General features: G+C 62.0%; 26 protein-coding genes. 8 read left to right on the top strand and 18 right to left on the bottom strand.

The features are described 5' to 3' along the window. Positions 1-4: 4 nt before the first annotated feature. The 3 genes from XH84_RS40455 to XH84_RS34730 form a co-directional block, all read right to left on the bottom strand. On the bottom strand, positions 5-700 hold the full coding sequence (locus XH84_RS40455) for a PHP domain-containing protein (protein WP_206734054.1): 696 nt from the start codon (positions 698-700) through the stop codon (positions 5-7). Between the two features lie 26 nt (positions 701-726). Then, entirely contained in the window at positions 727-1,716 is a 990-nt protein-coding gene (locus XH84_RS40450) for a helix-hairpin-helix domain-containing protein (protein ID WP_206734053.1), read from the bottom strand. 113 nt (positions 1,717-1,829) lie between these two features. Then, positions 1,830-2,519: a phosphoribosyltransferase gene (locus tag XH84_RS34730; RefSeq protein WP_128916214.1), complete on the bottom strand. Its 690-nt coding sequence runs from the start codon at positions 2,517-2,519 to the stop codon at positions 1,830-1,832. 242 nt (positions 2,520-2,761) lie between these two features. On the opposite strand from XH84_RS34730, the gene XH84_RS34725 reads away from it, so the two are divergent. After that, on the top strand, positions 2,762-3,712 hold the full coding sequence (locus XH84_RS34725; RefSeq protein WP_245471973.1) for a hypothetical protein: 951 nt from the start codon (positions 2,762-2,764) through the stop codon (positions 3,710-3,712). Here XH84_RS34725 and XH84_RS34720 read toward each other — a convergent pair. From XH84_RS34720 to XH84_RS34710, 3 genes are all read right to left on the bottom strand, one after another. Next, on the bottom strand, positions 3,703-4,680 hold the full coding sequence (locus XH84_RS34720; protein WP_206734052.1) for a ribose-phosphate diphosphokinase: 978 nt from the start codon (positions 4,678-4,680) through the stop codon (positions 3,703-3,705). The genes XH84_RS34725 and XH84_RS34720 overlap by 10 nt on opposite strands. Positions 4,681-4,762: 82 nt before the next feature. Beyond that, positions 4,763-5,329, bottom strand: coding sequence for an HPF/RaiA family ribosome-associated protein (locus XH84_RS34715; RefSeq protein WP_128916212.1), 567 nt, complete (start codon positions 5,327-5,329; stop codon positions 4,763-4,765). A gap of 25 nt (positions 5,330-5,354) precedes the next feature. Then, positions 5,355-5,612 (bottom strand): hypothetical protein, encoded by a 258-nt coding sequence (locus XH84_RS34710; protein WP_128916211.1) that lies wholly within the window; start codon positions 5,610-5,612, stop codon positions 5,355-5,357. On the opposite strand from XH84_RS34710, the gene XH84_RS34705 reads away from it, so the two are divergent. From XH84_RS34705 to XH84_RS34690, 4 genes are all read left to right on the top strand, one after another. Continuing rightward, a complete protein-coding gene (locus tag XH84_RS34705) occupies positions 5,611-6,039 on the top strand; it encodes a DUF2267 domain-containing protein (RefSeq protein ID WP_128916210.1) in 429 nt (142 codons plus the stop codon). The genes XH84_RS34710 and XH84_RS34705 overlap by 2 nt on opposite strands. Positions 6,040-6,054: 15 nt before the next feature. Continuing rightward, on the top strand, positions 6,055-6,711 hold the full coding sequence (locus XH84_RS34700; RefSeq protein WP_128916209.1) for a dienelactone hydrolase family protein: 657 nt from the start codon (positions 6,055-6,057) through the stop codon (positions 6,709-6,711). After that, positions 6,660-7,142 carry a YbhB/YbcL family Raf kinase inhibitor-like protein gene (locus tag XH84_RS34695; RefSeq protein WP_347338713.1) on the top strand — a complete coding sequence of 161 codons (483 nt, stop codon included), beginning with the start codon at positions 6,660-6,662 and terminating at the stop codon, positions 7,140-7,142. The genes XH84_RS34700 and XH84_RS34695 overlap by 52 nt, the downstream gene beginning before the upstream one ends. An 808-nt stretch (positions 7,143-7,950) precedes the next feature. Continuing rightward, positions 7,951-8,148, top strand: a complete 198-nt coding sequence (locus tag XH84_RS34690; RefSeq protein WP_128916207.1) for a hypothetical protein — start codon at positions 7,951-7,953, stop codon at positions 8,146-8,148. 310 nt (positions 8,149-8,458) lie between these two features. Here XH84_RS34690 and XH84_RS34685 read toward each other — a convergent pair whose 3' ends face one another. Both XH84_RS34685 and XH84_RS34680 read right to left on the bottom strand, forming a co-directional pair. Further along, a complete protein-coding gene (locus XH84_RS34685; protein ID WP_128916206.1) occupies positions 8,459-8,980 on the bottom strand; it encodes an Hsp20/alpha crystallin family protein in 522 nt (173 codons plus the stop codon). 85 nt (positions 8,981-9,065) lie between these two features. Next, complete coding sequence (locus XH84_RS34680; protein WP_430642008.1) at positions 9,066-9,284, bottom strand: hypothetical protein; 219 nt, start codon at positions 9,282-9,284, stop codon at positions 9,066-9,068. Positions 9,285-9,678: 394 nt separating this feature from the next. Here XH84_RS34680 and XH84_RS34675 point away from each other — a divergent pair, with 394 nt between their 5' ends. Continuing rightward, positions 9,679-10,158, top strand: a complete 480-nt coding sequence (locus XH84_RS34675) for an ATP-dependent DNA ligase (protein ID WP_347338712.1) — start codon at positions 9,679-9,681, stop codon at positions 10,156-10,158. Positions 10,159-10,371: 213 nt separating this feature from the next. Here XH84_RS34675 and XH84_RS34670 read toward each other — a convergent pair whose 3' ends face one another. Next, positions 10,372-10,662, bottom strand: coding sequence for a hypothetical protein (locus XH84_RS34670; protein ID WP_124157569.1), 291 nt, complete (start codon positions 10,660-10,662; stop codon positions 10,372-10,374). Between the two features lie 93 nt (positions 10,663-10,755). Then, positions 10,756-11,124 carry a hypothetical protein gene (locus XH84_RS34665; RefSeq protein ID WP_245471972.1) on the bottom strand — a complete coding sequence of 123 codons (369 nt, stop codon included), beginning with the start codon at positions 11,122-11,124 and terminating at the stop codon, positions 10,756-10,758. A gap of 107 nt (positions 11,125-11,231) precedes the next feature. On the opposite strand from XH84_RS34665, the gene XH84_RS34660 reads away from it, so the two are divergent. Both XH84_RS34660 and XH84_RS34655 read left to right on the top strand, forming a co-directional pair. Then, complete coding sequence (locus tag XH84_RS34660) at positions 11,232-11,579, top strand: type 2 periplasmic-binding domain-containing protein (protein ID WP_128916204.1); 348 nt, start codon at positions 11,232-11,234, stop codon at positions 11,577-11,579. A 73-nt stretch (positions 11,580-11,652) separates the two neighbouring features. After that, positions 11,653-13,269 (top strand): inositol monophosphatase family protein, encoded by a 1,617-nt coding sequence (locus XH84_RS34655; protein ID WP_128916203.1) that lies wholly within the window; start codon positions 11,653-11,655, stop codon positions 13,267-13,269. Between the two features lie 64 nt (positions 13,270-13,333). Here XH84_RS34655 and XH84_RS34650 read toward each other — a convergent pair whose 3' ends face one another. The 8 genes from XH84_RS34650 to XH84_RS34615 form a co-directional block, all read right to left on the bottom strand. After that, a complete protein-coding gene (locus tag XH84_RS34650; RefSeq protein WP_128916202.1) occupies positions 13,334-13,723 on the bottom strand; it encodes an NUDIX hydrolase in 390 nt (129 codons plus the stop codon). 65 nt (positions 13,724-13,788) lie between these two features. Beyond that, positions 13,789-14,808, bottom strand: coding sequence for a zinc-dependent alcohol dehydrogenase (locus XH84_RS41510; RefSeq protein WP_128916201.1), 1,020 nt, complete (start codon positions 14,806-14,808; stop codon positions 13,789-13,791). Between the two features lie 146 nt (positions 14,809-14,954). Continuing rightward, positions 14,955-15,902 (bottom strand): sugar-binding transcriptional regulator, encoded by a 948-nt coding sequence (locus XH84_RS34640; protein WP_206734051.1) that lies wholly within the window; start codon positions 15,900-15,902, stop codon positions 14,955-14,957. Between the two features lie 97 nt (positions 15,903-15,999). After that, positions 16,000-17,529 carry an alkaline phosphatase D family protein gene (locus XH84_RS34635; RefSeq protein ID WP_128916200.1) on the bottom strand — a complete coding sequence of 510 codons (1,530 nt, stop codon included), beginning with the start codon at positions 17,527-17,529 and terminating at the stop codon, positions 16,000-16,002. Beyond that, on the bottom strand, positions 17,526-18,287 hold the full coding sequence (locus XH84_RS34630) for a glycerophosphodiester phosphodiesterase family protein (RefSeq protein WP_128916199.1): 762 nt from the start codon (positions 18,285-18,287) through the stop codon (positions 17,526-17,528). Before XH84_RS34630 ends, XH84_RS34635 begins: the two co-directional genes overlap by 4 nt. A 9-nt stretch (positions 18,288-18,296) precedes the next feature. Further along, positions 18,297-19,217 (bottom strand): ABC transporter permease subunit, encoded by a 921-nt coding sequence (locus tag XH84_RS34625; protein ID WP_128916198.1) that lies wholly within the window; start codon positions 19,215-19,217, stop codon positions 18,297-18,299. 3 nt (positions 19,218-19,220) lie between these two features. Next, positions 19,221-20,258: an ABC transporter permease gene (locus XH84_RS34620; protein WP_128916197.1), complete on the bottom strand. Its 1,038-nt coding sequence runs from the start codon at positions 20,256-20,258 to the stop codon at positions 19,221-19,223. Beyond that, complete coding sequence (locus XH84_RS34615) at positions 20,255-21,586, bottom strand: extracellular solute-binding protein (RefSeq protein WP_128916196.1); 1,332 nt, start codon at positions 21,584-21,586, stop codon at positions 20,255-20,257. The genes XH84_RS34620 and XH84_RS34615 overlap by 4 nt, the downstream gene beginning before the upstream one ends. Between the last annotated feature and the right edge of the window lie 59 nt (positions 21,587-21,645).

Raw genomic sequence — 21,645 nt, 5'->3', positions numbered from 1 at the left:
CCAACTATCGTCTCAGCAGCTTTCGCAAGTTTGGCAGCGGCTGCGTATTGATCACATCCGCCGGCTCCAGCCAGCCGCGGCGCGCCTGGTCGACGCCGAACCGCATATTGGAGAAGCCAGCGGTCGCATGGGCGTCGGTCGAGATGACGAGCTTGGCTCCCGCCGATTTAGCAGCATGGGCATGAATATCCGTGAGGTCCAGCCGGTCGGGATCTGCATTCAGTTCAAGACAGCAGCCGCAGTCGGCTGCGGCTGCGATGATCGCCTCCATACCGACGTCATAGGGCTCGCGCTCGCCGATAAGCCGACCCGTGGGATGGGCAATGATGGACACATGCCTGTTGTCCATCGCGCGGATGATGCGGTCGGTCTGCAGCTTGCGCGACAGATCGAACTTGTAGTGCACAGCCGCAACCACGAGATCGAGCCGCGACAATATCTTGTCGGGCAAGTCGAGGCGCCCATCGGCGAGGATGTCAACCTCTGCCCCCTTGAGGACGGTGAATCTGCCCAATTTGTCGTTCAGTCGATCGATTTCATCGATCTGGCGGCTCAGCCGTGCCGGATCCAAACCATGGGCGACCGTAACGTGCTGGCTGTGGTCGGTGATGGCGATGTAATCATAGCCTCTGGCTTTCGCCGCAGCCGCCATGTCCGCAATCGGGGCCGTCCCATCACTCCAGTTGGAATGGACGTGCAAGTCGCCTCGAATATCTCCAAGAGCAATCAGCCTGGGAGATTGCCGGCGCTTGCAAGGGCGATCTCGCCGCGATCCTCGCGCATCTCCGGCGGAACCGCGGCGAGACCGAGCTTGCGGTAGATTTCCTCTTCAGTCGCACCCGCGACGCGCCGCTGCCCTTCGAACAGGCCATATTCGTTGAGCTTCCAGCCGCGGTTGTTGGCAAGCCCTCGCAGGGCAATGTTGTGCGCCTTGGAGCCCGTGAAGTAGATGAGCGCCGCCCCGTAACTCGCCCTCGGAACGATGCGCAAGTCGACTTGAAGGCCGGAGCGGAGGACAACGGTCGTCCTGGTCGGTCCGTGTGCAAGCACGTTGCCGACATCCTCGTACTTGATGAGCTGGTCGCCAACCGCGGCGCCATTGTGCACGGCCACGACGATATCGAGATCGCCGACCGTCTCGCGCCTGCGGCGATAGCTTCCGGCGACCGCCATCTGATCCGGCTTGGTGCCGCGCAAATAGTTCAGCAATGCTTCTGCTTCGGCTTCGGCCTCGGACAATTTGAAACGCTTTTCCGCCTGCGGCTTGGCCAGCGCGGCTGCAAGCTTCTCTTCGCTTTTGGTCCCGAAGCCCTTCAGCTCCCGCAGCCGCCCCGACCTGATCGCACGCCGCAAATCCTCGAGCGAGCGGACGCCCAGTCTGTCGTACAGCAGCTTGACCCGTTTTGGCCCCAGTCCCGGAAGGGCTGCGATCTCGCCGAGATCACCCGGGAGTTCGCGCTTGAGGCGGTCAAGCACGTCGAATTTATGGGTCGCAACGATGGTCGCGATCTTTCCGGCGAGGTCCTTGCCGATGCCGGGTAGTTCGGAGAGGTCCTCGCCCGCCTTCAGCAGGCTCGTGATGCTCTTTGGCAGGCGCTCGATCAAACGAGCCGCGTTGCGGTAAGCGCGGGAACGGAAGGGGTTGTCGCCCTTAATCTCCAGGAGCTCGGCGGTCTGGTCGAACATCTCGGCGATTTCGGCATTTTGGATCGGCATGGGTGCCTCCCTGCCTTGGCAAGCTAGGCGTGCACCGGGCGATCGCTTTGATGCAGATCAGGAGGAATGGTCGTGACGGCCCGCTTGCATTCTCGGGGCGGCGGCTGCCGCAGTCATGTCCAACCCGACGCTGGAAATCCGGAGGCCGGTGTCGTTGTCCTTTTAGCCGGGAATCGCTTCAAGAGAGCGATGACCTCTTCATCGCCAACCTGACGGAAATCACGATAGTAATAGCCAATCGCGCCAAAGTCGGGCGGCGTATCCAAGCAAACGATCGCATCGACTTCCGCATGCAGCCGCTGCAACGTCTCGAGTGGCGCGACGGGTACGGCCAGAACCAGTTCCTTTGGGTCTCGCTTTCGTAGCGCCCGGATCGCTGCGAGCGTTGTCGCGCCTGTCGCAATGCCATCGTCAACGATGATTGCCACTTGCCCTTTGACGTCAGATCGGGCGCGGTCGCCAAGATAGCGGGCGCGTCGCCGCTCGATCTCGTCGAGTTCTTCCTTGCAGACCGCGTCGAATGTCCGCTCGCTTACGCCCGCCAATTCGATGACATCTTGGTTGCGGACGATGACGGGCTGCTCCCCGTCCACCACCGCCCCCATGGCCAGTTCCGGCTGCATGGGTGCGCCGATCTTGCGCACCAGAATCAGGTCGAGGGGCGCATCCAACCGTTCGGCCACTTCCGCTGCCACGGGGACGCCGCCGCGAGGCAGCGCCAAGATCACCGGATGGCGGCTCTTGTACGTCATCAAGGCTCTGGCCAGCTGACGGCCGGCATCTTCTCTGTCTTGAAAGAGCATGTGGACGAATCCGCTTGAATTTTAGCCAGACTATAGCTCCGACGCTCCTAATCGTTGATCGGTGTCAAACCGTCTTGCCCTCCGTTTGGCAATAGATCGGCATGTTGGATGGCCAGAACGAACTCTCGACTGGGGATGCCGAGAACGTCAGCATTTCTGTCCTTGCCCGCAAGGTCGCCTTCCTAGGCCGACCCGAGAGCTACAGCCCCGTCCCTGATCGCCTTCAGGCACGGGAGACCCACATGTCCTGGGTCTTCATAAACGGCGCGCGAGTCCACAAGCTCAAGAAGCCGGTCCGTTTTCCCTATCTCGACTTTTCGACGTTGGCTCGACGCAAGGCGGCGTGCCAGGCTGAAGCCACCCTCAACCGGCGGCTCGCGCCCGACGTCTATCTGGGTTTCGTGCCGCTGACAGAAAGCGCCTCAGGGTATGCGATCGGCGGCTCCGGGCTGGTCGCTGACTGGCTCGTTGTGATGCGCAGGCTCAATGAGGACGAAACGCTCGAGGCCAAGCTGCGCAAAGGCACTGCTCGCTCTGCCGACGCCGAGCGGCTCGCAGCGATTTTCGCAGGCTTCTACGCGCATGCCGCGCGCGTCTTGGTCGCGCCACAGACCTATCTGGCTTCGCTGTCCGAAGCTGCCGTCCTCGATTGGCAAATGCTGCTAAATGCTCGTTTCGACCTACCGCGTGGCAAGATTTTACGTATCGCGTCCGTTCAGCTACGGTTTCTCAAACATGGTGCTCGACTGCTGGCTGACCGGGCCTCCCGAAGGCTGATCGTCGATGGCCACGGCGACCTGAGACCTGAGCATATCTGGCTCAGCCCTCCATTCCCAATCATCGATTGTCTCGAGTTCAACTCCCGCTTGCGGGCGAACGACGCCTTGGACGAGATCGCGTTTCTGCACCTGGAATGCGAGAGGCTCGGCGCTCGCTGGTTCGGCGATGCGGTTCGGCAACGCCTTGCGCGAAAGCTGCACGATGACCCGGCAAGCGGCGTCTTCTTGTTCTATCGAATCGGCCGGGCGATGCTGCGCGCCCGCCTTTCAATTGCGCATCTGATTGATCCGCATCCGCGTACACCGGAAAAGTGGCCGCGTCTCGCGCATGCCTACCTCGCCCTTGCCGAAGCCGACGCCAAGCGGCTCGAACAGCTCCTCGCCCGTGAATCGAGCAGGACGCGTCAGGCCTGATACATCAACAGATCGGCCAGGGACTCGTTGTGATGCAGCCGCCGGATGGCCTCGGCCAGCAGCGGCGCGGCCGAAATCACGTCAAGCTTTGCAAGCACCGGCCCCGGAGGCAGCCGGAACGACGGAACAGTGTCCGTGGCGATGATGCGGTCGATCGACGCATCCGCAAGCGCTGTTTCAGCCCCCGGCATGAACAGGCCATGGGCCACGCAAGCGATGACGTTTCTCGCTCCATGAGCCCGCGCCGCCTTCGCCGCACGGACGAGAGTTCCACCGCTGCTGATCAGATCGTCAACAACCACGCAAAACGCATCAGACACCTCGCCGGCAAAAAGGTCACCCGACACACGGCCAGAGCTGCGATGCTTCTCGACGAACGCCATTCCAACCGGTTTCTGTAGCGCTTTCTCGAGTGCTTCGCGCAACAGATCGGCTCGCTTGCCACCACCCAGATCGGGCGAGACGATGCTGATCGGCCTGTCGCCCGCCATCGATTTGATCTTTCCGATCAGCAACGGCGCCGTCGTAAGTGCAATGGAGGGACAGCGAAACGCGTTCTCGAAGGCAGCCTCGTTATGCACGTCGAGTGTGACGATTCTGCTTGCACCGATCGCCTCGAAGAGAGAGGCCAGGTAGCGTATGGTCACAGGATCGTTCTCTTTTGTTCGACGATCCTTTCTTGCGTAGCAGAGATAGGGCGTGACCGCGGTCACGCTCGTGGCCCCTGCGTCCTTCAGCGCACCGATGAAGAAGAGCAGACGGCAAAGCTTGTCATTCGGACTCTCGACGGGACCTCCGTGAAGGCTGTGAACGACGTAGACGTCGTGACCGGCAACCGTATCGAGCGGCCGTACCTTATGTTCGCCGTCTTCGAAACTGCGCTCCTCATGAGCTGCAAGCCTGCAGCCCAACGAGGTAGCGATTTGCTCGCCCAACTCAGAACTTCCATGCAGAGCGAACAAGCGCATTCGATCACTCCTCGTCAAGGCGTCGCGAGGCATCCAGCTACTATCCATGGTCGCGCACTACCAATTCGCCATCTGAAGCCACCTATGCGCGCATGCCGTGTCCGCTGAGAACCCTGACCGTGCTCGCCTGCGGTCCCTTCTCGCCCATTTCCTCATGATAGCTGACATGCGCGCCCACGGCGATGTTCGCGCGGTTCTCCAGAACACTGTGGCAATTGAAATAGATCTCGTGTCCATCAGCAGCCGCGAGAAAGCCGAACTCACCGCTTGGATCAATCCGGAGCACGGTCCCAACCGGTTGCTCTTCATGAACCTTGGTTTGGCCGTTCATGAGGCGCGCTTGGTCCTGCAACTGCCGTCGCGCGCGCTTGAATGCATCATCCACAGCAAAGGTCAGATCCGCGTACCGTTCGTCTTCCTTGGGCGTCCGTCCGACATCGACCTCGCGCCCTTCGGGAAGGGCAAGCCGGATGCTCACCTGATATTGACCGCCCGTCTTGTGGCAATCACGGGGGCCTCGCACGATGACGCGCCCTGCTGTCGCTCGACCGTAGCGCTTTTCCAGATCGGAGATGTGCTGGTCGATCGCAGCTTGCAGTTCCGAGGTCGGGGCCAAGTTTTCGAATTCGATTCGAGCAGGAGTTTGCATGATCTTCCTCCTCAGATAAGGCGCGCTAATCGAAACAATGCTGCTTGATACATTGCAGATCGGACTTGATCTCCATCAACAAGACCCAACGTCGGTTCTGTAATTTTTTTAGTGCGTGGATCCCCCCAAAACCCACACCACGCAGCCTCCGCCGCCGGGGCGCCCCCAACTCCGGCGGCTTTCCTTTTTGCTCCCGCTCACACAAAACTTTGCGGCACGTCAAAGCGACCTGGCGCAGGGCGGCAACTAATTGCTGACCTTCTATGACCGGGAGCAACAGCATGAGCACGTCCACAGGTGTGACCGCTTTGGACCATACGGTCCAGGAAACGAATGTTTGGCTCAAGGCAATCGATGAGCAGCTTGCCTTGGAGAACCGTCATCACGCCTACAGTGCATTGCGAGCCGTCCTGCATGCGCTGCGCGACCGGCTGCCGCCTGAGGTCGCCGTCAAGCTCGGTGCACAGCTACCGATCATGGTGCGCGGCATCTACTATGAAGGCTGGCACATGGCGGGAACTCCCACCAAGGAACGTCACGTCGAGGAGTTTGCCGAACATATCGTCAGGGAGCTTCCCCCGCAGTTTCCGATAAACCCGCTTGCGGCGGCTCGCGGCGTTTACGAGGTCCTGTGGGAACGGCTGGATCAGGGCGAATTCGAAAAGCTCATGGCCCACCTGCCACTCTCGCTGCGAAATCTGCAGGGCTGACCGGAGGACCAAGCCATGCAGTCGCATGATGTTTGCGTTCCACCGCTTGGCCTGCCAGGAGGCCTGTCTGTTCCGGGCAATGCGCGCGGCCTGATCGCCTTTGCGCATGGCAGCGGCTCGAGCCGCTTCAGCCCGCGGAATACCGCAGTTGCAGAAGCACTGAACGAACGCGGCTTCGCGACGCTGCTGCTCGACCTTCTCACGCCACAGGAGGAGCAGGATCGCTCCAATGTGTTCGATGTCGGCTTGCTGGCCGAACGACTGCTCGCGGCAGTCGACTGGCTTGAGGGCCAGACGCGGGCGATCGCCAACCTTCCCGTCGGATTGTTCGGGGCCAGCACCGGGGCAGCGGCCGCCCTCACTGCGGCCGCACGTCTCCCCGATCGCGTTGCGGCAGTGGTCTCGCGCGGCGGACGTCCGGATTTGGCCGGCGAGGCCCTGCCGCTTGTCCGGGCGCCAACCCTGTTGATCGTAGGAGGCTCCGATCTCGGCGTTATCGAGCTCAACGAAGAGGCGCTCGCCCGTCTTCGTTGTCCCAGGGCGCTCGCAATCGTTCCTGGCGCGACGCACCTGTTTCCCGAGCCCGGCGCCATGGAAGCGGTCATCGAGCATGCTAGTGGATGGTTCGAGCGATATCTCCAAGCTCCGGGATCAGTTCGCGCCGCCAGTTAGGAGGACACATGAGACTCCTCTCAAAAGCCTTCGCCGATGGATCAGCCATTCCGCGACGGTTCACATGCGACGGGGACAATGTCTCCCCTCCGCTTGAGTGGTCAGATGCGCCTCAGGGAACGCGCAGTTACGTCCTTCTCTGCGATGACCCGGATGCGCCAGGCGGCGGCAGCATTGGAGCCGACCAAGAGAACCGTGCCTGCGATCGTGAGCGCGAGAAACGTGTCACTTGGAAGGGGAACATTCATCGCGGGATGCCTGTGCTTTTCATATCCGGAGAGGTGCGCTTTCGAAATTCGAGACGGTTGCTTAAGGGCCTTTACGGAATCGCAGGATTTGGCGGCGCCCGCCCTCGCTGGGCCTCGCATCAAAGATGGCCCAATCTGTTCAAAATCGGGACCGCCTCGTCTCGGCTTGCTCGGCAAGCCTGACCCAATCGGCAGCGAGGCGAAGCCATGCCTGCCGGTCGGATCTCGCGGGTGGCATCGGCTGCCTTCTGGCGACAGGTCTCAGCTTCCTGCCGGAATTTCTGGGCGTCAGTCTGGCTCATCTTCGTCGTTAATGCACAACGAAGATATCAGTTCTTCGGCCCAAGCCGTCTCTCAAGGGCGAGGTGGAATTGGTTTTCGGGGTGGTGCGCTGGACCGAGGCGGAGCGACCTCTCGCGTCGGGACGACAGGTCTTGACGGCTCCGGCACGCGATTGTCGCGCGTCATCCAGGCTGCGAGGCGCTGAAGGCTTCGCCGCCAAGCAGCGATGGAAGGCTCGGTCACGGGCTGTTCGTCCATTCGTCGAATTTATCGGCCTTCGCCTAATAGATGGTTTGCGCGATGTAGCCGCACGCAGTGGCGGCATCAGGACGGCTAATGGGTAGATACGACAGCCGCCAAAACGAATGCCAGCGGCTGCCAATGACCAAAGCGTTATGACGATTTCCCTTGGCATGAAGTTTTAACGAGGCCGCATGTTACGGGTTCCATAGACAGAAAACCGAGGCAGGCTTTGTGCGTCCCACAGCTATTCAGCGATAGAAGTAACCAATTCAGCCTTGGCCTTGTCCCAAAGCAACCGAAGACCTGACAGCGGCCCCGCCGACTAGGCGGCCATTAATCGTCCCAGACCAGTTGACCGCATAGGCACCCTCGACCACAGCGACCCCAGCAGTTTGCGCCAACGCAAAGTGGCGCCCCGGCAAGGGTGAGAGGCTGTTGACCTCCATCCCCAAGCGTCGGTGCAACCATGAGCGAGTTCGACGTACGCACCCAATCGAACATGGATTTGGTGTTGGAAGAGATCTGCAGTGAACTGCCCAACGGGGGTGACCACCAGACACGTAGGTGCGTCGCGGAAACCCTGGTCGATGCGGCGCGATCCGGTAAAACCACCCTTGGCGAGCTATACATGGTCGCACGACGGGCGCTGTCGAAATTGGCCTAGCTCACTCGGGAGCTTCCCTCATTGGTCAATCGAGCTGCGCGAGTCCGGCACATTCGTTCGCATTACGCAGGCGGGCACCGACCTGTTCGCCACGAGAGCCATGTCGGCTTGGCCCCGAGAAGCAGATGCTGAGACATGCGCCAGCATGGCCGCGTTGGGCCAACAACGGAAGAGAAGATCGGTGCAACGAACTATCTTCATGCGATCGGGGACATGGCTTGGAGCCAAGTCCAAGACATTTCATCACCCGAACGAAAGCGATTGCGCCACGATGAGGCTGCCATCAACCGGCAGCCTCGAGTGGCAGACGTTAGGCCGCCTTGACGTCAATCTTCTTGGCGGGCTTCTGCGCTTCGGCGGTCTTAGGCAGAGTCACCTTGAGTACGCCGTTTTTGAAAGACGCTTCGATCTTGTCGGCGTCGACGCCGTCCGGCAGGCTGAAATAACGCTCGAAAGACCCATAGCTGCGCTCGGAGACGTAATAGCCCTTCTGCTTCTCCTCCTTCTCTTCCTTCTTCTCGCCCTTGATGGTCAGCCCGCCGTTGGCGACATTCACCTCGATGTTCTTCTCGTCGAGCCCTGGCAATTCGGCGGTGATTTCAAAAGCCTTGTCGCTTTCGGTGACGTCGACCGCAGGGCGCGCTACGAGCTTCTGTGCCTTCTCAAACGCCGCAAGCGACCGGAAGGGTCGACGCCAGAAGTCCTCGGTGCCAAAATCCTCGAACAGCCGGTCAACTTCCCTGCGCAGGGCCTCGAACGGACGCCATGCTTCGGGTGCGAAGGCCGGTTCGGTAGTCTTCTTGGTGACGGGGAGCTTGGTCTCGTTTGCCATGATCTGTCTCCTCTGGTTGAAACGCTCCTGGAGGCGCAATTCCTTCATCAGAATTGCCTCCGGGATGTTGAGCTTTGTCAAAGGGTCAAGATGCAGTGGAAGCCGAATGCGGCTTGGCTGGAGAAGTCAGCGCGATTGGGAATGCCATCACCCTAACGTCTTCGAGGGCGGCTTCTTCCTCAGCAAGACGTCTCTCAATGAACTGACGTTCCAGGGTCGACAGCGTTGTTTTGAGCAACCGACGATAACGATGGATATTGTTTCGGTGCGCGCGAAAACGTGCCAATTTTTCGTCGAGCATCATCGTCACTCCTGACGGTATTGTCTGCTTCCTTGTTGTTTGCTGGTGGGAAACAATTCCCGACTCGAAGAATTAGTCGGGCAGCGTTCCTTGTCAAGACCAGACCACCGTTTGCAGGTTTACGTCGTACCGACGTTCGAGGGGGCCACTCACAAAATGGACGCTGGAGCCGCTTTCGCGTAAGCCGCAACCTGGTCTATTGGGCTAGATAGGGCTGTGCGATCGTGGTCGCCTTTCGGGTTACAAGCCGGCGATCAGCCGTGCAGCGCAGTGATATCTGGCTCGGAGACCGGACGTCGTCAGGGCCGACGTTTGCCAGCTGTTCCCGACTCCCAATCTCGGCGGCAATTCCTATCTCCGCCCCATGTGCAGCACCTTCGAGCTATGCCTGCCCACCGTGGCCAAGACGGTGCCTTCCGGCCCGGACTACATCCGGGACCACGACCGCGTGCGTCTGATCACGCGCGGCGGCCACGACTGGAGCAAACGGTTCCCGTGGATCGTCGAGGCGGCGCTCAAGAACCGGACCCAGCAGTTCGTGATCGACGGCGAGGCCGTTGTGCTCGGCGTGGACGGCGTCTCTGACTTCAATGCCCTGCACTCCCGCAAGCACGACCACGAGGTACAACTGTACACCTTCGACGTTCTCGCCATGGGCGGTGACGACCTGCGAGACCTGCCGCTGCACCTGCGCAAGACCGAGCTGGATCGGCTGCTGGCGCGGTGCGCGGACGGCATCTTCGTGGCGCCGTTCGAGACCGGCGACATCGCGCCGATCTCTTTCCGGCCGCCTGCCGGATGGGGCTGGAGGGGCGGGTCTCCAAGCACCGGGACCAGCCGTACCGTGGAGGGCGGCAGAAGCACTGGGTCAAGGTGAAGAACCGGAGTCATCCGGCGATGGAGCGGGGGCTGTGAGCTGCTAGCAGCCTACCTTGCGTGTCCGCTGTGCCCACACGAGCTGTCGGTCGGGCCAACCACCGGCATGGGCCGCTAAGGGCCACGAGCAGAACTCACGGCCAGTCCAGACGGTAGAACTTGGCGTGCCGCAAATTTTTTTCACGGTCTACGCATTTTCGCGGGGCGGAGCTGGCTAATTGAAACCATCACGATCCTTCTTGATGATCGCTCGCTGATCGTCCGCGTACTCTTCGACAATGGCTAACCGTTCCTGCTCTGGCTCGCCAATCGGTGCTTCCTCTATACGGCCATCCCACTCGCGCCAATGTGTCGGGAATACATGGACCGGTGAACCTGTCTGCGAGTTTATCCAACCACGAAGCACTCTCCGACAGGGGAATACGAGCGCGTGTTCACCGGTGCTGTCGATGACCGCTAATTGCAGATCACGATCAAACGGTGCCGTTGTTGCGGATTGCCACATGGCACGCTCCCCTTCTTTGCAGGCGGGAGCGCGATCGGTCTCTCTGCCACTGACGCCTACGGGCAGAGCCTGGCCAGTGATCAAATCAATATATCAGGTTTGCCGTGGAGCTGTAGAAATAGTTTTGCCCGGCGAGTTGTAGACCTTTGTGCGCAGGTGATGGCAAAAATCCTCAAGCGTCGTTTGCAAGTTTTCGCAGCTTACTAGGAGCCGTTCGGCCTGTTCGCGCTCCGTGGTGCCGAAGGGATGACTATTTCGCTTGTCTCTGACACGGTTCACCTGGTCACGCCCGTCTGCCACTTTTCTCTCGGCAAATTCGAGGTGCTCAAGATCATGCGCGAGCTTATCGAGCTCATCGATCAATAGCTTGGTGATGTTCGCTCGCTGGTCGGCCGTGAGATCGCTGCCATTTAGTAGGTTGATAAAATGATCTACGTTGGCCTTGGAAACAAACCGGTGCATTGGAGTCCCCCTGACCCACGCCCCACGATGACCTATTATGATACTGGACCGGGTATCAGGAAATATATTTCTAGATCACCTCGGCGTGAAGGTACAGCAAGGCCGCCGTGCCGCGCCGCAGCTGTGGGCGGGCCGCCTGGGAGTTTCTGAAGTTCGTGAGCGGTCCGGAAGCGCAGAAGATCGTTGTCGAGACCACGGGCTACATGCCGACCAATTTGCGCGCCTCGGGGCCCGAATTCCTGGCGCCGTTCTATGACAAGAACCCGAACTTCCGCACCGTGTCGCAGCAGATCGAGCGCGCGAAGCCCTGGCAAGGCTATCCGGGCGGACAGTCTGTAAAGATCTGGCGTACCCAGCGCGAGATCATCCATGCCGTCATGCGCGGCGAGACGCCCGTCGAGGCCGGGCTCGATCGCATGGTCAAGGAAAGCAATGCCTTGATGAAGAGCTCGTAGGAGGTATGGCAATCAATTGCGGCGAGCGGCCGGATGAGGGCCGCAACTCTTCTGTTCGGAAGGCGGAAATTCTGTGTTCACCATTGCCCAGCTGAGCGATCTGCACGTCCGCCCCCCAGGCAAGCTCGCTTACAGCGACGTTGACACCAACGCGATGTTTCAGAATGCGATCGACGCCGTGCTGAGCCTCGACCTGCGGCCCGACTGCGTCGTGGTCAGCGGCGATCTGACGGATTGCGGGCTCGAAGAGGAATACGAGGTCGTCGCCGCTGGCCTGGCAAGGTTGCCGATGCCGGTATTCGTCATTCCCGGCAACCACGACCGGCGCGAGCAACTGGTCTCTTCGCTCGGCCCGCACCACCGCTATCTTCCGCCCGACGGATTCATCAACTTCGTTGTGGACGATTTTCCGCTGCGTCTCGTCTTCCTCGACAGCCTCGAGACTGGAAGTATCCACGGAACCTTCTGCGCGGCCCGGCAACAATGGCTGCGCGACGCGCTCGCGGCCGGGCGGGGCAAGCCGACGGTCGTCGTCATTCATCACCCGCCGTTCCTGGTCGGGGCCGACGGAATGGACGATCTGCGCCTCCTCGGGGCCGACGCGCTCGACGCAATCATCAAAGACCATCCCGAAATCGAACGCGTCCTGTGCGGCCACTATCACCGCTTGATCACAGCGCGCTACGCGGGCACCGTGGGCTATGTGGCGCCAAGCACGGCGCACCAGGTCGCGCTCGACCTTCGGCCCGGTCGCGGCAACCGCTTCATCATGGAGCCGCCGGGGCTTGCGTTGCACGTTTGGCGGCCGGACATGGGCATCAGCAGTCACCTCGTTCCGGTCGGAGACTACGGGCCTCCGTTCGAGATCGCGACCGACCAGGACCATCCGGGAAAGGATCGAGACAACGGTCTTCCGACCCTGCTCGTCCGCGCCGGCGCCGTCGTCAATGAGGCTGCAGCCAAACTGGTCGCGATGCAAACCACGCCGCTGCGCACCGAGCGCAAGGACCATCTCGACATCGTCACCGAGGCGGATCTCGCCTCAGAGGCTATCGTCGTCGCGGGTTTGAAGGCGCTGACGCCGGGTGCCGGCATCCTGGCGGAAGAGAGCGGCGCGAGCCCCGGGGATAACGGCGCGCGCTGGATCATCGATCCGCTCGACGGCACGATCAACTACGCGCGGGGGTTGCCGTGGTTTTCCGTGACGGTCGCCTACGAGGTCGGCGGTGAGACGAGGCTTGGCCTGATCAACGCGCCCAAGATCGGACTGACGGCACGCTATCTCGCTGGGGACGGCGCGACGATCGATGGCGTGCCGGCATGCGTCTCGACGACGCGCTCGCTGTCGGACGCGGTCCTTTCGGTGATTCTGACCTCGCATTTCTCGCCCGAGGAGGTCCGGCGGACTACGCGCGTCATTGAACTGCTCGGCAGAGTGGTGCGCGGCGTGCGTATTGTCGTCTCCGGCGCCCTCGAGACGGCGATGGTCGCCTCGGGACGTCTAGACGGTTTCGTTTCACTGAAGGCCGACATCGTCTCGCACGCGGCCGCGATGCCGATGGTGTGGGCCGGCGGCGGGCAGGTCACGACGCTGACCGGGCGCCCGTGCCGCAACGACGATCTCGACAAGATCGCCTCCAACGGATTGATCCACGAGGAGTTGCTCGCTCTCCTGCGCCAGGCGCTGTAATGACGAGCAGTCTCAGACCAGCTTGACGGGCGATCCTTGAGCTGAAGGAACCGTTTGAAGCGACCTAGCGGCGACCTCGCCTGGGAAACAGCTTATCGCGGATGTAGCGCGAAGTCGGCGTCAGTCTGGCGCCGCGCGGCTTGCGCCAGATTGCTCGATCGATTTCCTTCTTGTCGCCGACCTTCAGCCTCCCCGAGACTTTCTTGGCCACGAAAATCGCATCGCTCATCCGCCGGCCGGTTCGACTCTTCCTCGCTTTCACTTTCTTCCAGAGTTTCAACGGCCCGAGCTTCAGCTTGGGAAGCTCCTCCTTGATCTCGCGACGCAGGCAGCTTCTGGCGCTCTCGCCTGCCCGCCTTCGGCCACCTGGAAACATCCAGAGTCCGTCGCGCCTGCGTCTTACCATCAGCACGCGCCCCTTTCGGGCAACGACCAGCTTCGACGATTTCGCCATCACCACCGGCCCTGCTTCAATGCCTGCTTCCGTTGCCCCAGGCTCTTGGCGAGATGGCGCTCGACCTACGGGCAGATGATCGCCTTGATGATGCCGTCGCGCCGCGCAACCTGCTGCTCGAACGCGGCAGGCGTCTGGTCAAGCGAGAAGCGATGCGTGGCCAGCGGCGCCAGCTTGATCTTCCCCGACTGCGTCAGGGCGATCGCCCGCGGATAGACCTCTGGCATGCGCCGTGAAAACTTGATCGACAGGCCCTTCCGGCGCGACTCGGCGCCGCTCAGGATATAGTGATTATTCTCGGGGATGCCGACGAGGACGACCCGGCCGCCGATACGGGCGCAGCGCGCCGCATGCTCGAAGCCGTGTGAGGAGTCGGTTGCCTCGATCACCAGATCGACGCCGCGGCCTTCGGTGGCCGCCCCGACCTCGGCATAGCTGCGGCATGCCACGTCCGCACCGAGATCGCAGGCCAGCGCCGTGCGCTGCTCGACCGGGTCGATTGCGATGATCTTTCCGGTCCCCGCGAGCCGCGCCAATTGCACGAGCAGCAATCCCACCGGCCCGCAGCCCAGCACCGCCACGCTTTCCAGAAGCCGCGGGCGCGCCAGATCCATCGCATGGATCGCGACGCCAAGCGTTTCCAGGATCGCAGCACCCTCCGGATCGATGCTATCAGGCACCACATGCACGGCGGATCGGGGCACGCAGACGAATTCGGCCATGGCGCCGTTGTGAGGCGCGTAGCCCAGGAATTTCACGTTTGGGCAGAGATTGGTGTGACCGCGGTGGCACCATTCGCAATGCCCGCAGGGAATGGAAGGATCGACCGCCACCAACGCGTCGGCCGAGAGTCCCGCTTTGCGCGCCGAGTCCGGCGTGAGGACACCTGAGAACTCATGGCCCAGCACGAACGGCCTGACTTGCGTCGGGCCGGTTGTTCCGCCCTCAAGATAGGAATGCAAATCGCTGCCGCAGACACCGACGGCCTTGACGCGAACGATGAGCTCGTCCTCCGCGAGTGGCTTCGGCTCAGGAATATCGAGGACACGAATATCACGAATGTCCTGGAGCACCGCAGCGCGCATGTCGACGCCATCCTTCTGAGCAATTGTCTCGCCTATATTACATATGTAATTTAGCTATGACAAATGCTTTTGCACGCCGTTCGGCGCGCATGGGGCTCGCGCCCCGGTACCGAGGCGCGGACCTCCTCTCCGTGGCAGGACTGCGGCTATTTCTGCTTGTCGACCAGTTTCAGCGCGGCGACAGCGGTGTTCTCGTCCGTCACCAGCACCTTGCCGATCCGGCCCCGCAGCACGGAGGCGATGATCGGCGCCTTGTTGAGCCCCCCGGCGATCAGCATCGACGTCGGCACGCGCGCCAGCTTCTCGAGCGGCAGCGCGATGGCGCGGCTGTTGATGCTATGATCGATAGGCCGGCCGGCCTTGTCGAGAAATTGCGCCAGGACGTCGCCGACGGCGCCGGCCGCCCGCAGATGCTCGGCGCGAACGTCCGGCGGCAGCCCATGCCGCATCAGCAGCGAGCGCGGTGTCAGATCTCCCATGCTCAACAGCGCCAGATCGATCTTCTCGACGCTGTTCAGCACCTCCTGATAGACCTCCTGAGCCAGAAAGGTATCGCGCGAGCGCCGGCTGCTGACGAAGATCGGCGCGGCCAGATAGCTGCACTGGGCATGCAGCCGGTGTGCGAGCTCACCGGCAATCTCGAAGGTGTTGAGCTCGAGGCCGCGCGACAGGCCTCCCATCATGGAGACGATGGACAGGTCGGGATAGTCCGCCGGCGTGACGTAACGGATGGTCTCGCGCAAGGTCGCGCCCCAGCCGATGCCGATGATACGCGGCCGCTTCTGTTCGAGGAATTTCGACAGATAAGCTCCCGCTGCCATCCCAATCAGGCTGCCGACCTGCTCCGGATTCTCCGGGCTCGGGATGACGACCGCGTCCTCGAGACCGCATTCCCGGCGCAAGCGGTGCTCCAGCTCCGTGCAGCTGGCAAAGGCGGAGTTGAGGCGGATGTTGACGATACCGGTCTGCCGGGCATCCGACAGCATGCGGTTGACCCGGGCGCGGGTCAGCCCCAGCCGCTCGCCGATCTCGGCCTGGGTCAGGTTCTCCATGTAGTAGAGCCAGGCGACCCGCAGGATGGTTTGTTCAGTCACGGCGCACCCCCCCGCAGCGGCCTCAAGGCACAGTCGGATGTCGAAGCATTTGAGGCGATCTTTCGTTGGTCGTCAAATCTGTGCCGCGCGGATCTCGTCATGCGGCCTTCGCGCCCGGCACACCATCCTCGACCACGAAGCTCGCCAGCCGGCGCATTGCGCTTCCGGCATCCTTGACATCGTCGAGCGCCTCGAATCCCACAGTGCAATGCCGGGCGTCGAGCTCGACTGTCGCATAGCCGCGCCTGTCGCCCCGCGCATAGAGCAGATGCGGATTCTCCGCCAGCGCTTTGCGCACGCTGGCTTCGCTCGGTCCGTCCGAGGTGATCGACGTGCCGACGAACTCGGTCGCAATGGTCGGTCCATCCGGACGGGCGAAATCATATTTCAGATCGGCGGTAAAGAAGGCGTGACGATCGCCGCCGATCACGATCGGATTGCGCCGGCGATACGCCACGAGCGAATCGAGGAGGCGGCGGCGGGCATTGGGATAGCCGTCCCAGCCGTCCATCCAGAAACGCGCGCCGTCGTCCCCTTCGCGTTTGTCTTGCGCCATCAATGTCTGCTGCGCGACGATCGTCCAGCGGCCGCGACAGTCGCGCAGGCGCGCATCGAGCCATTGCTCCTGTTGGTCGCCGAGTATCGTCCGCGTTTCGTCCGACCGGCCTGCACAGTCGGCCACCCAGGTCGGTCGCCCGCTTCCGACGCAGGCCGAAGCCGAGCGGTATTGCCGGTCGTCGAGCAGCAGCGCGTCGAGCATGTCGCCAAAGGTATAGTGCGCGTAGATCGTGGCAGCCGCGCCGCGTGGGCGCGCCGAGGGCGGCAGCGGCATGTGCTCGTAATAGGCCTGATAGGCTGCCGCGCGGATCTTCAGGAACTGGACGGGATCGCGCACGGTGTAGGAGCGATCATTGGCATAATCGTCCATCACCTCATGGTCATCCCAGACCGAAAGCCAGGGAAAGGCGGCGTGCGCGGCCTGCAGATCGGGATCGCTCTTGTAGAGCGCGTAGCGGTTGCGGAATTCCTCGAGCGTCGTCGGAATTCCGACGCCGTGCTGGCGGACGTGACGCGATCCCCAGGATTTCTCATAGATGTAGTCACCGAGATGCACGACGAGGTCGAGATCGCGCGTGGCCATATCGCGATAGGCGGTGAAGTAACCCTGCTCGTATTGCTGGCACGATGCGAAAGCAAAGCGGAAAGGCCGTGCCGACCCGACCGGCGCGGTGCGCGTGCGCCCGACCGGGCTGAGCGCTGGACCTGCGCGGAAGCGGTACCAATAGATGCGGTCCGGCCGCAACCCCGTCGCCTCGGCATGCACGGAATGCGCAAGCTCGGCGCTCGTCCGCACGATGCCGTGGGAGGCGATGCACGAGAAAGCCTCATCCTCGGCAATCTGCCATTCCACCTCGACCGGTGCATTCGTCATGCCGCCTCCGTCGTGCGGCTGCGGCGCAAGGCGGGTCCACAGGATAACGCGATCCTCCCGCGGGCACCCTGAGGCAACGCCGAGCGTGAAAGGATCCGCGCTGAACGACACCGGCGCTCCCCGCACGAACCCGGCGGGCGCGGCGAGCGCAGCGCTCGCCAGCGATCCCGCGAGAAAGCGACGGCGGGCAATCATGGGCGGGCCGGCATCGTTTCGAGCTGGCGGCGAATGCTCACGGCGAGATCCGGCCGATCGGTCGTGATCTGCCGCACCTTTTGGGCAAGCCAGTAGGCGAGATCCTCCGGCTCGTTGGTGACCCATGCGCCGAGACGGTCGGAGCCGAGCAGATTGAGGGCAAGCGGGAACGCAAGCCCCAGGAGCGATTTTTCGACCGCGACGATGCAGCGGGGAATGGCGGCCAATTGAACCAACGCGGGTTCTATTCCGCCCATCATCTCTGCCGAACGGCGATCGAGCGAAACGAGCACCCGCGCCTCCGGCCACAGCCGCCGCAAGGTTTCGACCACGCCTGGCACGAAGCAGGTGAAGACGGTGCGCCGTTCCAGGCCTCGGCGTTTGATCCGCTCGATCAGCCGCGCTTCGAGGCCCGAATAGGCATTGCCAAGCGCATCCGTCTTGATCTCGATATGGAGCTCGAGTGTGGTTTCGCTGAACACATCGAGCACCTCGTCCAGCGTCGGAATGCACTCATCGCCGGCATTGCGGAGACGTGTTGCCGTCAGTTGTCGCAGGCTCCGATCGCCGACCGGCCCGCTCTCGAATGTGGTGCGGTCGAGCAGCGGATCATGGATCACGACAACGCCGCCGTCCGTGCTCTGATGAACATCGAACTCGACTGCGTCGACGCCCTCCTTGCACAGGTTGCGGAAGCCTGTCAGGCTGTTCTCGGGCCAAAGATTGCGTCCGCCGCGATGCCCGGCGATGAAAACCATAATCAATTCCTATTTGCTGCTGTCGACAAGACCCTTGATGAACCAGCGTTGCAACAGCAGGACGACCAACACCGGCGGCAGCATCGTGAGCAGCGCGCCGCTCATGGCGATATTCCAGGCCGGCTCGCTGTCGGAGCGGGGAATCAGGCCCTTCAACGCAATAACCGCCGTCGCCATGTCCTTATCGGTCGTGAACAGCAATGGCCAGAGATACTGATTCCAGCCGAACAGGAACAGGATGATGGCGAGCGCCACCATGTTCGGGACGGACAGCGGCAGCAGGATGCTCCAGAAGAAGTGCAGTGGCGAGGCGCCGTCCAGCCTGGCCGCCTCGCACAGCTCCTCCGGGATGGTCAGGAAGAACTGGCGAAAGAGGAAGGTGGCTGTGGCTGAGGCGATCAGCGGCAGAATCAACCCGGGATAGGTGTTGACCATGTTCCATTCCAGGGCGATCGCGACCTCGTGCCCGCTGATCCAGCGCCAGAGATCTGCGACATGCAACGTGTCCAGGAGCCATTGCAGGGGCAACGCCGCATTTGCCACGGCTTCGAAGGTCGGCACGATCCGGACCTCGATCGGCAGCATCAGCGACATGAAGATGAGCCAGAATGCGAGCATCCTGTAGCGAAACCGGAAGTAGGTGATGGCGAAGGCCGAGAGCAGGGATACCGCGATCTTGCCGGCGGTGATGCCGAGTGCCACGATAACCGAGTTGGCGAAGGTGCGGCTGAAATTGCCTTTGCTCCAGGCCAGCTGCAGATTGTCGAAGAACTGGCTTCCCGGCAGCCATGGCAACGGCACCTTCTGCACCTCAGCCACCGTGAGCGAGCCGGCCACGAAGGCGAAATACAAGGGTATGCAGACCGTCAGTGCGCCCGCGATCAGGATCGCGTGGCAGAGCATGTTGAGGACCGGTGAGCGTTCCACCATGCGCTAGACCCCGTAGTTGACCTTGCGGTCGAAGTAGCGGAATTGCAGCAGCGTGCAGATCAGCGCAAAGCTCATCAAGAGAACCGACTGTGCGGCCGAAGAGCCGAGATCGAGATTGACGAAGCCGTCGACGAAGACCTTGTAGACCAGAATGTTGGTTGCGCCGGCGGGTCCGCCTTTGGTCACGGCATCGATGATGGCGAAGGTTTCGAAGAAACCATAGATGAAGTTCATCACCGTGAGGAAAAAGATGGTGGGCCCGAGCATCGGCAGCGCGATCGAAACGAAGCGGCGGATCGGTCCCGCGCCATCCACGGCAGCCGCCTCCATCAACGACACCGGCACTGCGAGCAAGCCTACCACCAGGAAGATATAGTCGTAGCAGATGTGCTTCCACGAGGCGGCCAGCGTCACCAGGATCAGCGCATCGGTCGGATTGAGGTTGGGGTCCCAGGCAATACCGAGTCCGTGCAGCACCTGCGCGAGCGGGCCGACCGCCGGATTGAACAAGAAAGCCCACAGAATGCCGGCGATCGCGGGCGCAATGGCATAGGGCAGCAGGATGATGGTGCGATAGGCCGAACGGCCGCGCACGATCCGGTCGGTGGCAAAGGCCAGCACCAGCGCGCTGCCCAACGTGAGCACGTTCTGCGCCACCGTGAACCAGAACGTCACCGCGATTGATTGGCGGTAGTCGCTGCTCGCCAGCAGCGACCTGAAATTTTCGAACCAAACGAATTGGACGCTGGTCCCGAAGGGATCGCTGAGCAGAACGGACTGCATCAGCGCCCGCAGCGACGGAATGAAGAAGAAGAACAGCAGGATCAGCAATTGAGGCAGCAACAGCAGCGTCGGCAGGCCGGGACCGTCGCCGAAATTGGCGCGCTTCAGCCCGACCTCCTCACGCGGCCGCGCCCTCCCCGACTGACGCGAGGTGCCGGCGGCTGCCGCCGGCACGGCCTTGGACCCACCACGCCCGTGCCTTCGCTGCAGCACGGGTGCGCGTGGCTCGCGCCACGGGATGGACAGGCGCAACGTCATGGACGCTCGGTTTCCGGAGTCTTCCCGGCATTCAGCTTTTCGAACTGCCGCAGGATCTCGTTACCCCGCTTGACTGCGTCATCCATGGCCTGCTGCGGCTGCTTCTGACCGGCAAATACCGCCTCGACCTCCTGGCGTTGGGCCAGCATCGTCTGCACGAAGTTGCCGAAGCGGAAGCCGCGCGAGTTCTCGTTCGGCGTGCCACGCGAGAGCTGCAGCACCGCGATCTCCCTGGTCGGATGATCCTTGTAATAGCCCCGCTCCCGCGCGAGCGCATAGGCGCGGTTGGTGGCCGGAACGTAGCCGGTTGCGCCGTGCCACCAGACCTGGGTTTCCGGCTGCGCGACGAAATCCAGGAAGGCCGCGACGGCCTCGTATCGCTCCGGCGTGTGACCCTTCATAACCCAGATGGCCCCGCCCCCGATGGTGCTGTTGAAAGGCGGATTGATGTCGCTCTCGTGCGGCAGGAAGGTGGCGCTCCAATTGATGGTCGCATTGCGCTCGATGTTGCCGTGCGACGCGGTCGAATTGACGAAGGTCGAGCACCGCCCCGAGGTGAACAATTGTTCGGGACTGAAGCCCTGGCCTGCGATCTGCATCACCCCGTCATCGAGCCATTTCTTCAGCCGCGCGACTTGCGAGACCACCTTCGTCTTATTGTAGACGAACTCGGTGCCGAGCCCGTCGAAGCCGTTCGCGAGCGTCCCATAAGGCTGGTTGTTGATGGCGCTGTAGTTCTCGAGCAGGCTCCAGTAGAAATCGCCGGGCAGCACCGTGCCGCACTCGCTGATTCCCTTGGACTTGATGGCGTAGAGCTGCTTCTCCAACTCCTGCCAGGTCTCGGCCGGCTTATCGAAACCGGCCTTCTGGAAGTGATCCTTGTTGTACCAGAAGATCGGCGTCGACGAGTTGAAGGGCATCGCCGACATCCGGCCCTTGTAGCTCCAGAAGCTTGCCACCGGCTTAATGAAGTCCAGGAAATCGATCTTGTAACCCTTCTGCTCCACCAAATCCTGCACGGGGACAATGGCCCCTGACAGCAGCATCGTCATATAACCGCGCTCGGCGATCTGCACCATTTCCGGCGGCCGCTTGGCACGGTAGGCGGCGATCACCCCGTTGGTCACCTCGTCATAATTGCCCTTGGCGACCGCGACGACCGTGTACTTGTCCTGCGACGTGTTGAACTTCTCGACCAGCTCATTGAGCTTGTCGCCGAGGACGCTACTCATGGCGTGCCACCACTGGACCTCGACCCGCGCCTGAGCCGGACCAACCAATGCCAACGCGCCGAACGAGGCCGCAATGAATGCGACTTTCCTACCCATGGCCACCCTCCCTCACCGGGCAAAAAGGCCCGGCCTATACATTTGTATTTTTATCATGA

Origin of the sequence: Bradyrhizobium nanningense (assembly GCF_004114535.1) — a bacterium.
Lineage (GTDB): Bacteria > Pseudomonadota > Alphaproteobacteria > Rhizobiales > Xanthobacteraceae > Bradyrhizobium > Bradyrhizobium nanningense.
The sequence above is the reverse complement of the archived record's forward strand: the minus strand, read 5'-3'. Positions and strand labels throughout refer to the sequence as shown.